11 protein-coding genes are annotated in these 11,948 nt (G+C 54.7%); 9 read left to right on the top strand and 2 right to left on the bottom strand.

Annotated elements, in window-relative coordinates; genetic code table 11:
* Positions 1–58 precede the first annotated feature (58 nt).
* Positions 59–1,384 carry a 3-keto-disaccharide hydrolase gene (locus AC5DDB_RS14060; RefSeq protein ID WP_491740361.1) on the bottom strand — a complete coding sequence of 442 codons (1,326 nt, stop codon included), beginning with the start codon at positions 1,382–1,384 and terminating at the stop codon, positions 59–61.
* A gap of 190 nt (positions 1,385–1,574) precedes the next feature.
* On the opposite strand from AC5DDB_RS14060, the gene AC5DDB_RS14065 reads away from it, so the two are divergent.
* The 4 genes from AC5DDB_RS14065 (at position 1,575) to AC5DDB_RS14080 (ending at position 5,716) form a co-directional block, all read left to right on the top strand.
* Positions 1,575–3,026, top strand: a complete 1,452-nt coding sequence (locus tag AC5DDB_RS14065; RefSeq protein WP_491740362.1) for a DUF1501 domain-containing protein — start codon at positions 1,575–1,577, stop codon at positions 3,024–3,026.
* 244 nt (positions 3,027–3,270) lie between these two features.
* On the top strand, positions 3,271–4,287 hold the full coding sequence (locus AC5DDB_RS14070; RefSeq protein ID WP_491740363.1) for a DUF1559 domain-containing protein: 1,017 nt from the start codon (positions 3,271–3,273) through the stop codon (positions 4,285–4,287).
* 100 nt (positions 4,288–4,387) lie between these two features.
* Positions 4,388–4,834 carry a carboxypeptidase-like regulatory domain-containing protein gene (locus AC5DDB_RS14075; RefSeq protein WP_491740364.1) on the top strand — a complete coding sequence of 149 codons (447 nt, stop codon included), beginning with the start codon at positions 4,388–4,390 and terminating at the stop codon, positions 4,832–4,834.
* A gap of 177 nt (positions 4,835–5,011) precedes the next feature.
* A complete protein-coding gene (locus AC5DDB_RS14080) occupies positions 5,012–5,716 on the top strand; it encodes an alpha/beta family hydrolase (RefSeq protein ID WP_491740365.1) in 705 nt (234 codons plus the stop codon).
* On the opposite strand, the gene AC5DDB_RS14085 is transcribed toward AC5DDB_RS14080, so the two are convergent.
* The gene (locus tag AC5DDB_RS14085) at positions 5,705–6,358 is read right to left on the bottom strand and encodes a cyclic nucleotide-binding domain-containing protein (RefSeq protein ID WP_491740366.1); all 654 of its coding nucleotides are present in this window, start codon (positions 6,356–6,358) and stop codon (positions 5,705–5,707) included. The two genes, AC5DDB_RS14080 and AC5DDB_RS14085, sit on opposite strands and share 12 nt — an antisense overlap.
* 184 nt (positions 6,359–6,542) lie before the next feature.
* Between AC5DDB_RS14085 and AC5DDB_RS14090 the strand changes: the two genes are divergently transcribed.
* The 5 genes from AC5DDB_RS14090 (at position 6,543) to AC5DDB_RS14110 (ending at position 11,879) form a co-directional block, all read left to right on the top strand.
* On the top strand, positions 6,543–7,967 hold the full coding sequence (locus tag AC5DDB_RS14090) for a neutral/alkaline non-lysosomal ceramidase N-terminal domain-containing protein (protein WP_491740367.1): 1,425 nt from the start codon (positions 6,543–6,545) through the stop codon (positions 7,965–7,967).
* 127 nt (positions 7,968–8,094) lie between these two features.
* A complete protein-coding gene (locus tag AC5DDB_RS14095) occupies positions 8,095–8,568 on the top strand; it encodes an SRPBCC family protein (protein ID WP_491740368.1) in 474 nt (157 codons plus the stop codon).
* Positions 8,569–8,681: 113 nt separating this feature from the next.
* On the top strand, positions 8,682–10,415 hold the full coding sequence (locus AC5DDB_RS14100; RefSeq protein ID WP_491740369.1) for a metal-binding protein: 1,734 nt from the start codon (positions 8,682–8,684) through the stop codon (positions 10,413–10,415).
* A gap of 132 nt (positions 10,416–10,547) precedes the next feature.
* Positions 10,548–11,084 (top strand): molybdopterin adenylyltransferase, encoded by a 537-nt coding sequence (mog, locus tag AC5DDB_RS14105; protein ID WP_491740370.1) that lies wholly within the window; start codon positions 10,548–10,550, stop codon positions 11,082–11,084.
* Positions 11,085–11,096: 12 nt separating this feature from the next.
* On the top strand, positions 11,097–11,879 hold the full coding sequence (locus AC5DDB_RS14110; RefSeq protein WP_491740371.1) for a SprT-like family protein: 783 nt from the start codon (positions 11,097–11,099) through the stop codon (positions 11,877–11,879).
* The last annotated feature ends 69 nt before the right edge of the window (positions 11,880–11,948 follow it).

The raw sequence follows: 11,948 nt of genomic DNA on the forward strand, positions 1-11,948 counted from the left end.
ATGTGTAGTGGGACAGACATTCCTGTTTGCCCCACTACGTTGTCAGTGATATCACGAATTATTCTTCGCTAAGCGAACGGATGCGGATGTTGCGGAAGGCGACGGGGTCGGAGTGACCGGCGAAGCCGAAGTGTCCGCTTTTGAGATCTTTGCCAGGGTGCGGCGAGTTGGCCATGTACTCGGTGATTTTCGACAGATCGGTATCGAGAATCTTAGTACCGTTGAGCACAACTTTGATGGTGGAACCTTTCACGGTCACTTCTTGGAAATTCCACTCGCCGACAGGACGGAGGTATCCGCGGGTGGCAGCGGCCATTCCGTAGGCGGAACCGTGGTACTGACGTTTGTCGAGCTTAGCGTACTTCGCGGCGGTGTTATCGAGAACTTGAAGTTCCGTCATCCCTGCATAAGCCGGGTTGCCGTTTCCAGGGTAGCGGATCGCGAGACCGTTATTTCCACCAGGTGGCAAACGGAACTCGACTTGGGCGACGAAATCGCCGTATTCTGCTTCAGTGAATAGCGTGCCGCCTTTGCCAGGTTTACAGAGAATCGCACCGTTGGCCACTTCGTAGTTCTCTTTGGCACCGAACCAACCCTGGAGGTCTTTGCCATTGAAGACGGATTTGAATTCGCCTTCCGATTCCTGCTTGAGAATCTCGTTGGCCTCTTCGGCAGGGATTTCACGAACAAAAATGTTTCGCCAACGGATTTCACCACCGTGAGTTTGCAGTTGAATTTTGCCGGTCGCAAATAGTGGTTGGCTACGGTCCCAGTAGTTGTGCATCGGGGCGTTGTCGACGACTTTCTTGTCGTTGAACCACACGGTGGTTAATTCGCCAATTTGCCGAATTCGGAAGCTGTTCCATTCGCCGAACGGTTTGTCGGCGTGCACGAGTGGCAATTGGCCGGGGCTGCCTTTCTCGTTGTTGAACAGACCGCCGGAACCTTTGTCGGCATTGCGATCCCATTTGCCGCCTTCTTTGGTGGTGTCCCAAATTTGCACCTGTGGCGTGCCACGGAGATAGATGCCGCTGTCGGCTTTGGCGACGGTTTTGTACTCGATGAGCAATTCGATATCGCCGTAATCTTTATCGGTCGTCAAATAGGCACCGTGACCGTCATTGACGAGTTCACCTTTGTCGACAGACCAGTGTTCCCAGGCATCTTTGGTCCATTTTTCGATGTGTTCCTCGCGTTCTTCGTCGTCCATGGCGGCGAGTTTACGAGGGTCAAAGTGTGGCTGGCCGTGCCAACCGGAGAGGTCTTTGCCGTTGAAGAGGGCGGTGAACCCTTGAGGCGGAGTGTTGTGGTCGTCAGCTTGCAACGGTGTTGCAACGGAAACTGTCAGCAGGGCCAACAAACCAAGAACAGAACGACGTGTCATCGTGGTCTTTCTCTGAAATCTACGCAACAAACAAGTGAGTGAGGCTTTCCCAAAGATTAACCAATGCTGATGCTTTCGCAATGCTGTTCTAGAAATTAGACTTCGTTGATGTGTTGTCGGTGGTCAGTTGTGCGTTGCGTGAAACTGGTCACTTGCATCTGTTTGTGGAAGGTCGTCGGTAGAGGAGTCAATGATGCATGGGCCATTGCAGTGTTCTCAGCCGATTCATCCTCCAATAAGCCGCCGGACCGCCGTGCAAGCGGGGGCAATTGGGTTACTCGGGTTGGGAATGAATCACCAGACGGCTCTTGCGGAAGCAACCTCGAGTTCCGGGGGGACGGCGAAGTCGTGCATCTTTATTTTTCTTTCGGGTGGCTTGGCTCAGCATGAGAGTTTCGACATGAAACCGGATGCCCCCGACACCGTTCGCGGGGAATTCCAGCCGATTTTCACCGAGACACCCGGCGTTCAAATCTGTGAGCATCTACCGGAGTTAGCCAAGCGAAGTCGATTGTGGTCGCTGTGTCGTTCGATCACGCATCGGTCGAACGAGCACTCAGAAGGGCACCACATTATGTTGACTGGACGCTCGGATATCCCGCCCGGATTCCAAGCGAACAAACCGATGCCATCCGATCACCCCGCGATCGCCAGCATTGTCGGCGACTTGACGACTCCGCGAAACAATCTTCCCCCGGCTGTTGTGTTGCCGGAGCGGTTGGTGCATCGCACGGGGCGTGTGATTCCCGGTGCGTTCGGCGGACAAATGGGACCACAACGCGACCCATGGTTTGTGAACGCTTCGCCGTTTCATACAAAGTCCTACGGGGCGTTTCCCGAGTATGCGTTCGACCATCAGGAGCGGGGCGGAAACGACGAGCGGGTCTTTCAAGCACCGAATTTGACGCTGCCACACGGACTCACCCAGTCGAAGTTTGCCCGACGAACGGATTTGCTCGCGAGTTTGGAACAGCAACGCCGATCGTTGGAACAACACGCCGAGACCCAGGATTTCGACCGTTTTCGTCAGGGAGCGATTTCGCTGCTGAGTGAACCGTCCATTCAACACGCCTTCGATGTCACAAAGGCGGACGATCACACTCAAGATCGCTACGGTCGCAATGCGTTTGGGTGGTCGCTTTTGATGGCTCGGAGATTGGTGGAGTCGGGCGTCAATTTGGTGCAGGTCAATCTGGGTAACAACGAGACCTGGGACACACACGGAAATGCGTTTCCGCATCTGAAAGACAAGTTGTTTCCGCCGACCGATCGGGCCGTATCGGCGTTGTTGGATGATTTGAGTGAATCGGGTCAACTCGATGACACTCTCGTCGTGATGGCCAGCGAGTTCGGTCGGACCCCCAAGATTTCTCTGCTCGCGAACGCGTATGAACTTCCCGGTCGTGATCACTGGGGAGCCGTTCAGAGTGTGTTCTTCGCTGGGGGGGGTGTGCCCGGTGGTGCTGTGGTCGGTTCATCTGACGCTCACGGCGGATACCCGGAAGAATCCCCGCATACGCCGGAAGACTTCGCTGCCACCATCTACGAAGCCCTCGGTATTCCCCGTGTGGCGGCGTGGAAGGATGTCGTCGATCGCCCCCACCATGTCTACCATGGCGATCCGATTTTTACATCGACATAGTGATCGTTTGTCTGTGTCTTTCGGCTTGTCAACCTGGCGTGTGCACTTGTGTTTTTGTGTACAATATGGGGTCTACCAGGTTTGCGTGTTCACTTCGTCGATTCGAATATGAATTCTTTGTCCGACGCTAAGAACGCCCCTCGTCTTTTTTCAGGGAATCTCATACAATTGCCACCGTTATCGGGCCAGCCACTTTTCTTGTGGTGCCGTCAGTATTTCTACTTACAACTCTGTGAGGCAATTGATGAAACAAACGAAATCCCGAGGTTTTACTTTGATCGAATTGCTGGTGGTCATTGCCATCATTGCAATTTTGATCGCATTGCTTTTGCCTGCTGTACAGCAGGCCCGAGAGGCTGCTCGGCGAACGCAATGCAAGAACAATCTGAAGAACCTGGGTTTGGCTTTGCACAACTACCATGACGTTAATAACAGCTTCCCCGCGCGACAGTCAGGCACGGGAAGTAATACGGTTGGCGGAGCCCAACGCGGGCGAATTTCGGCTCATGTGCCGTTGGCACCGTTCTACGAACAACAGAACTTGCACGATCAAATCCAAGCTGCCAACAATGCGCCCTGGAGCAACGTGGCCCACTGGAATACCGAATTGAGCATTCTGATGTGCCCATCGGACGGTGGTGACGTTTCTCCAAGTGGAACCGCACGTGGTCTGAACAATTATGTTTACTGTGGTGGTGATGCTCTGCTCGATAGCGATCAGAACAATAGTCCGATTGCATCGCGTGGGTTGTTCGGTGTCTGGACGACTTACGGCTTTCGTGACATGACCGATGGTTCCAGCAACACGATTGCGATGTCGGAACGACTTCGCCCGGATGCCACGAACAAATTGGGAATGGTTTCGACCGCCGGCGGGAGTTCGCCAATTAACTGTCGAGCTCAATTTGCAAACAATACGCTCAACAGCCCGTATACGAGCGATACCTCACCTGGTTTTCGTTGGGGTGACGGGGCCGCTTACTTTGCAGGCTTCAACACCATTATGCCGCCGAATACGGCATCGTGTTTCAACGGTGGTGCGAACCACTGGGAAACCGGGTACTACACCGCCTCGAGCGCTCACCCAGGTGGCGTGCATGTCTTGATGGGCGACGGTGCAACCCGCTTCATCAGCGAGAACATCGATACCGGCGATCAAAGCGTTACACCACCGGCAGCAACCGCAGGTGGCCCGAGCCCGTATGGAGTTTGGGGAGGGATGGGGACCCGCGCCAGTGGCGAGGTTGTTCAAATCCAGTAAAGGATCAAACCGAGATTACTATCATCACGCTCCCGTTTCTGGATTTCAGAAGCGGGAGTGTTTTCGTTCAAGTCATTTCTGAAAAGTCGAAAGGAACAGAATGCGTATCTTGCTTGGATTGGCACTAGTTGGGTTGGCATTAGGATGTGGCGATAGCAGCGACGATCAATGGACGAAAGATCGGCCGGCAGTTGCCGACGCGGAAGGTGTCGTCCTCTACAACAACGAACCGGTCGAAGGAGCAACGGTGGTGTTTGCTCCGGCGGGCGGGAAGCATGCCGCTTCGGGACTAACCGATTCCAGCGGGCGGTTTTCCGTCAGTGCGTTTCCGAATTCGGAAGGAGCCGTGCCTGGTAGCTACAAAGTGACGGTGACAAAACTAGAGACGCCAGTCGCAGCCGGCGGAGGCGACGGTCATGGCGAGTCCGTCACGGCGCCCCCGAAAAATCTGCTTCCGTCGAAGTACGCCGAGACCTCACAAACTCCGCTCACGGCCGAAGTTCCCGAGTCCGGCAAAACTGATTTCGAGTTTCAATTGGCCGACTGATTCAACGTGAGGGAACAACGAAGATCGTTCCGAGCCGTCATTACCTCGTATATCGATCCATGCGAGGTATTGACGGCTTTCCCACGATTGATGTATTGGAACGGAATCCCGAACTCAATCATGCACATAATGTAGCTCTTAAGCGCAGCGGCGGTTTCTTCTTGGAAGGGATTCTAGTTGCAACCTTCAGCCACGGTCGTTTTAGTTGGTCGCGATAGCTCGCAACGAGATGAAGTTCTCAACCATGTGTTAGTTCGATTTCTGCAAGCTCAGGGTGTGCGAATTCTCTGGGAAGATCCGGCCGGAGCGTGGCTTTACGCTTTGCGGAGGTTTCAGTTCTCCTATGCATGGCTGCCAAGTTTGCTTCGCGTGTTAAGCCGTCGCGTCGTGCAGTTTGCTTTCATTTTGCTGCACCCGTCATACTTGAAGTACTTGTACCACCGTTCTCGCCTAGCTGTGGAACAACGGGCCGATTTGCTGAAATCTCGACTGAAATTTCTGAAACCCGATCCACCCTTGGTGTTGCTCGGTCGTTCTTCCGGAGCAAGAATCTCGACACTGTTGGCCGACGAACTAGCGGTGTCGAAAGTGATCTGTCTCGGTTATCCCTTTCAACACCCCGAGATCGGCGACGAACCGGCGCGGTATCGGCATCTCGAATCCCTACGCACACCAACGCTGATTATCCAAGGCACCGCCGACGAGTATGGCGGTCGCGACGTGATTACTCGTTACCCTGTCAGTGGTGAAGTCGAGTGGTGTTTCATCGAGACCGATCACAACTTCGACTTAGCCGAAGCGGAATCGCAGTTTGTGTTGCAGCGGATTCGCGACTTTATTCAGAAGTCCTCGACACACACAATTGCTAGTTCAGTTGGCTGATTTCGAGCTCAATTTGCGGGCCATGTCTTGGCCGAGTGTGTTCTGCAGTTTTTGCCCCACAACTGGCGAACGCTGGAACAACTCTTGCAAGTCGTTACGTCGCCAAACCGCAGTGACCGTTTCCGTGAGTGCGACGACATCCGCCGTTGTCGGTCCACCGGTCAGGTAGCTGATTTCCCCGATGAATTGCCCGTCCCGAAGCGTGGCGATTTCGTCGCCGTCGATGCGGACTCCCGCATGACCACGGTACAGCACGACCAATTCTTCCGAAATCACGCCGGCTCTGATGATCACATCACCTTCCGAAAACGATTTCCACTCGGCTTTTGAAAGCAAATGATGGGCTTCCCGCGGGGAGAGGTCTTGGAAGACGAGCAGCCGAAGTCGTTCTTGGTCTGCCGACAGGGGAATCACGCGGCGTTCACGCAAAAGCAGAAACAGATTCCAACCATTGATCAAAATGTAAACGACTTGCCAAAAAATCGGCGCGTTCTGACAACCCTTCGGTCCAATGAGAAAGTAAGGCAGCAACGAAAACCCGGCAATCACACTGAGCAATCGCAGCCACAAAATATCGCGGACTGCATAGCTCAGGCAAAACAGGACATTCGCCAGTTGAAAGAGACCGAGAGTCCAATTCATAAGTTGACCCAGTTGAACTGCGACACGGGCTCGTTCCCGTCTGCGCTTGACAGTCGCATCGAACCGTGTTTATCTAATCGGTGCGGGAATGGAACCAGCCGTTGCATTCAAATTCGGCGTTGTTTCTTCAAACACTTGTGAAAAAGTTACGTAGATTGTAGCACCGTCAAAATCGGATCGACGCATGAAATCGCCTACTCTGAGAATTGTCCTACTCGTCACGATCATCGCGTGGATGTGCGACGACGGTCGTGCCGACGATGCACGCACCTTTCGGGCAGGGGCCGCGATCGCGGACATCTCTCCGCCATTAGGGGAGATGGTCGTCGGCGGTTTTGCACCGTTTCCTGCGACGAACATTCACGATCCGCTACATGCTCGCAGTTTGGTCCTTGATGACGGACAACGGCAGATCGCCATCGTGATCTGCGATATCCTCTACATTCAGCGGGAGATTTGTGACGAAGCCCGCAAGCAGATCGCGGAAAAAACGTCGTTGCCTGCCGATCATATTTTGATCGCCGGCACGCATACGCACTCGGCCACACGAGCCTCGAGTGAGAAATACACGCCGATTCTGGTGGCCGGAATTGTCAAATCGGTGCAGTCTGCGCTGAAGAATCTTGAACCGGCTCGCATCGGTTGGAGTAGCGTGGACGAACCCCGCGAATTGTTCAATCGGCGTTGGTATGTGACCGATCCGAAAATGCGACGGAACCCGTTCGGCGGTGTCGATGCGGTCCGCATGAATCCGCCCCGTGGCAATGCGGCATTGGTGCGGCCGGCAGGACCGGTGGACCCGGAAGTGTCTTTCATCAGTGTGCAATCCAAAGACGGACGTCCGATTTCGTTGTTAGCGAACTATTCGCTGCACTACGTCGGCGGTGTGGATAAGGGGGACGTCTCGGCTGATTACTTCGCGATTTTCTCCAATCGGATCGGGGAGATGGTCAGCAAAGGGAATGACAATGGCGATCATCCATCGTTCGTTGGGATGCTCAGCAACGGCACCAGCGGTGATGTCAACAACATCAACTTTCAGGATCGCTCATCGAAACGCTACGAGAAGTACGAGAAAATGGCCGAAGTCGCCGAGAACGTCGCCAAGGCTGTGTATGCCAGCTATGACAAAGTGACGTACCATGATTGGGTTCCGGTCGCCGCCGCCATGAAAGACCTGACTTTGCAAGTCCGTAAACCTGACGAGAAAATGCAGGAATACATTGCGACTCTCGCCAAGAAACCCAAGGACGCCGAACCGTTTCATCGTTATGAGACGAACTACGCCGAACGTGTCACGAACCTGCTGAACGGGCCGGATACGTATACCGTCCCGCTGCAAGTCTTGCGGATCGGCGATCTGGGAATCGGTGCGATTCCGTTCGAGGTCTTCACCGAAATTGGTCTAGAGCTCAAAGAGCAAGCCCCGTTTCGCGATGCTTTCACAATCGAACTTGCCAACGGTGCTTACGGATATCTTCCGACACCCGCACAGCACAAACTCGGTGGCTACGAAACTTGGATGGGCACGAACCGTGTCCAACTCGACGCATCGGAACACATCACGAAAGTCGTGCTGGAACTCATGCAGGGACTGAAAACGGAATAGGGGTGAGGATTTGGGATTTAGGGATTAGGATTTAGGAGCAGGAGTTGGCAACGATTTACAAATACCAAAGTTTTCCCTCTAACCTCTAACCCCTAACCCCTAATCCCCTTTGTCATCAGGAAACACGATGCCCGACTATCGCAATAGCATCGAGATCGAACGACCGATCGACGAGGTTTTCTTTCTGACCTGCAACCATGTGCCGGAATGGAGCAGTGTGGTTGTCGAGGAGGAAGTTCTTCACGAGGAAGAGGGCGGTGTCGGCACACGGTTTCGCAGCATTACCGAGAGTCACGGGAAACGCATGGAGTTTGACGGCATCGTCACACACTACGATCCCCCGTACGCCAACACGGTGGAGTTGAAGGGCGAGCAGTTCGATCTGCATGTGGAATACGAATTCGAAGACCTCAATGGCAGCACCCGCGTCACACAGCGTAGCCAAGTGAAGGCGAAAGGGTTGTTCAAGTTGATTTTCATCTTTCTTGGCCCGATCCTTCGCAAATCTCAGTGCGACGCGACCTACAAAGAATTGCAGCGACTGAAAACATTCTGCGAGAACGCCCCCACGGAGTCGACGCAACCGTCTCCGGAATCCTGACGGGGTTGGGTTGACGAAATCGATGGACTCTGACAATTGTGGCCAGTGTCCGCGTGAGGTTTGGTTATGATGACCGAATCGCATGCCCCTGATTTCCCGATTTCAAGACCGTCATGAACCTGACCGTTTCTTACAAGTCGCCAAGCGGATTCCACTCAGCCGCTGGCAAACGCATCTTGTATTTCTCGCCGAACCAATTTCGCGAGCCCGTCGCCTTCGATGCCTCGCTCCGTGAACCACTTCGGTTTCGTGAGGCAATCTCGACGTTGCATGACGTGGTCATCAATGACTTACGCTACAAGCCGCGGGACAAATCCGCCTACGAAGCGTGGAAACTGCAGCAGCAAGAAAGCGCTCGGAAGCTCCGTCGAAATGCGATGGAACAAGCCCGCAGCGAATTGGCTGTGCGTGTTGGCGAGCCGATCCCCCCGGAACTCAGATGGGCTTTCAACGACGCACGTAAAGTCTACTGGAAGGCCCGCCAAGCGTATTCGAATTATCTGTGGCGACGCGATCACGAACTGTGGCGGCTACTCATGCCCTGTGATCCGATCGTGACGGTCGCCGATGATGTCGTGTTCTTCGAGTGCTTCTCCGCTGACGAATCGAGTTACGGTTGCCTGACCGTCAACCGTGACGAGGCCTTCGGCAAGTCGGATTCTTTTCAAATTGGAACGACGAATGTCGATTACTCCTGGGATTTGTATCACCACTTTCAATCGCTGCGGTCGTATCGGGAAACACGGTTCACAGTCGATCCAAGTGGGTTGGACGTTCAAACCGAAGCCGCTGCGGGGCATCGCGAGGAAAAAATCGATCTGCCCGACGGTTGGCTACGGGGGTTCTGTCAACTCCAGGCGGCGATGGCCTTGCCGATGCGGAAGGTGACACTCTCTCGCGATGCCGTTTATTCCCTCTTGGCATTTCTCAAGCGACACAAAGCCGACCGCAGCCCGCGAGCGGTGCGGTTTGAACTTGTCGATGGCCAACCGCCGAGCATCGTGCTGGAACCGTGGGAATTGAAAATCACTTCGCACGGCACCACGTATCACGGGCCGACAACCCAATCGAAACCGAGCGAGCCGATTCGCATTTGGGGACGGCGGCGGTTGTTGTCGTTGGCTCGTGTATTGCCTTTGGCGGAGCGGTTCGACGTGTACCTGCTCGGTAGCGGATTTCCAAGTTTCTGGGTCGCGGACATGGGCAGCATGCGACTCACACTCGGTCTCTCTGGTTGGACGACGAACGATTGGACACGCGGTTCCGCACTCGATGTGTTGAATCCGCCTGTCGAGATGAAAGGGTCGACGTTGTCCCTAGTGGCTGATCATTTACAATCGGTCCGGATGGGCACTCTCAAGGAAATCGCCATCGCCCAACAGATTTCCGTCCCGCAATGTGCTGCGGCTTTGAACAAACTGGCGAACACCGGCGAAGTCATTTTCGACCTACACGCGGGTGTTTACCGTTGGCGACGGATTCTCCCGAACGCACTCGGGCAAGCCGATCTTGGACCAGAGAACGAGGAACTCGTCGAGTCCCGTAACATTGTGGCTCGTGGCGTGGTCAGCATCCAAAGTGACACGGTTCAGGATGACGGTTTGCATCTGCTCAAAGGGATGGCCGCTACGAAACCGGTGGAATTGCTCGTCGAAGGCGATGGCACGATGAAACGCGGCAAATGTTTTTGCGGACATCATCAGAAAGCCGGCTTGCGGATGGGACCGTGTCGACACCTGCTCGCGTTGCGGGCCGTCTGGATGCGTGGCGGCAAACACCAATCGACCGCCGACCGCGTCGCCGCCCTGCAAACCTGGTTCGACCGCTTCCAAGCCTGGGCCAATTGAATTGCAGGATTGAGCCGGTTATTCGATAATCGGGAAACTGAAAACACATAAGGTGCGACGTGACGCACCACGAATTGCCCGTTGTCCTTCTTTCCATGGTGCGTCGCGACGCACCCTACCATTGACACAACTATGTCTGATACCGCTCGCATTGGCATTCTCACTGTTTCCGACCGCGCCAGCCGGGGTGAATATGAAGACCGCGGCGGACCGGCGATTCATGCCTATTTGCAGGAGGTGCTGTCCTGCGCGTGGGGGCCGGTGACGAAGATTGTGTCCGATGAGCAATCCGAAATTGAAGATGCGATGAAACAGATGGTCGATTTCGATCACTGTTGTCTGGTCATCACCACCGGCGGAACGGGACCGGCGACGCGGGATGTCACGCCGGAAGCCACCGAAGCGGTTTGCGACAAAATGATGCCGGGCTTCGGAGAACTCATGCGGCAAGTCTCATTAAAAGCGGTGCCGACGGCGATTCTCTCCCGTCAAACGGCTGGGATTCGCGGCGGGGCGTTGATCGTCAATTTGCCGGGGCAACCAAAGGCAATTGGCGAATGCCTGGATGCCGTCTTTCCCGCTATTCCGTACTGTATTGATCTCATCGGCGGACCATTTTTAACTACCGACGAAAACCGCCTCGTCGCTTTCCGTCCCAAGAAGAAGTGACAAGGCCGAGCGATGCCCCGAACGGATACCGACCGCCGTCGCTTGCAAGAAATCGTCGAGAGAACGGAACTCGCTGACGAGGATATCTTCCTTCGCGCGGGAGATGTCTATGATACGATTCTGTTGGAATCCGCACTCGTCGAAGACCCGAACTTCACGCGGATCGCCGAGTCGGATTTGGCTCGAATGTTCGAACTGTACGACGAAATCTTCTACGAGGGTACACTCGGCCGCCTGGCGCGATCGGATGGGAACAAGTTGTCGTTCCGCTTGTCTTCCCGGATGACCTCCGCGGCTGGGAAGACGTTCCAACGTCGTCGTCGGCGAAAAGGGCCGGCGGAGTACGAAATCGCAATTTCCACGGCCTTGTTGTTCGCGGCTTTTCGAGGAAGCGATCACCGAGCGATTTCCGTCAGCGGTGTGCCGTGTGTCGATCGGTTGGCAGCGATGCAACGCGTCTTCGAACACGAAACGCTGCATTTGGTCGAAATGCTGATTTGGGACGATTCGAGTTGCTTCCGCAAACGTTTCCGCTCGATGGCGACGCGTCTATTTGGACATCGAGAAAGCACGCATTCGCTGATCACACCTGTCGAACAAGCCCGCGAACAATTTGGGATTCAGACTGGCGATTTAGTAACGTTCACATTCGAAGGTCGCACGCTGACCGGGTACGTGAACCGAGTGACTAAACGCGCTACGATTTTGGTGCCCGATCCTAGAGGCGAACGATACTCCGACAACCGCCGCTACACGAAATTCTACGTACCGCTCTCGCAACTCCGACGGGCATGATTGCGTCCAAACGTGGCCGGGTTGGAGACGTTGGCGTATAATCTCGCATTATTCCGAAGGCTTCCACAG

Source organism: Thalassoroseus sp. (assembly GCF_984380535.1).

Excerpts from the sequence above, each read along its gene's own strand:
- AC5DDB_RS14065 (WP_491740362.1), top strand. The coding sequence starts at position 1,575 with ATGATGCATGGGCCATTGCAGTGTTCTCAGCCGATTCATCCTCCAATA.
- AC5DDB_RS14060 (WP_491740361.1), bottom strand. The coding sequence starts at position 1,384 with ATGACACGTCGTTCTGTTCTTGGTTTGTTGGCCCTGCTGACAGTTTCC.
- AC5DDB_RS14085 (WP_491740366.1), bottom strand. The coding sequence starts at position 6,358 with ATGAATTGGACTCTCGGTCTCTTTCAACTGGCGAATGTCCTGTTTTGC.
- AC5DDB_RS14075 (WP_491740364.1), top strand. The coding sequence starts at position 4,388 with ATGCGTATCTTGCTTGGATTGGCACTAGTTGGGTTGGCATTAGGATGT.
- AC5DDB_RS14090 (WP_491740367.1), top strand. The coding sequence starts at position 6,543 with ATGAAATCGCCTACTCTGAGAATTGTCCTACTCGTCACGATCATCGCG.
- AC5DDB_RS14110 (WP_491740371.1), top strand. The coding sequence starts at position 11,097 with ATGCCCCGAACGGATACCGACCGCCGTCGCTTGCAAGAAATCGTCGAG.
- AC5DDB_RS14095 (WP_491740368.1), top strand. The coding sequence starts at position 8,095 with ATGCCCGACTATCGCAATAGCATCGAGATCGAACGACCGATCGACGAG.
- AC5DDB_RS14100 (WP_491740369.1), top strand. The coding sequence starts at position 8,682 with ATGAACCTGACCGTTTCTTACAAGTCGCCAAGCGGATTCCACTCAGCC.
- mog (WP_491740370.1), top strand. The coding sequence starts at position 10,548 with ATGTCTGATACCGCTCGCATTGGCATTCTCACTGTTTCCGACCGCGCC.
- AC5DDB_RS14070 (WP_491740363.1), top strand. The coding sequence starts at position 3,271 with ATGAAACAAACGAAATCCCGAGGTTTTACTTTGATCGAATTGCTGGTG.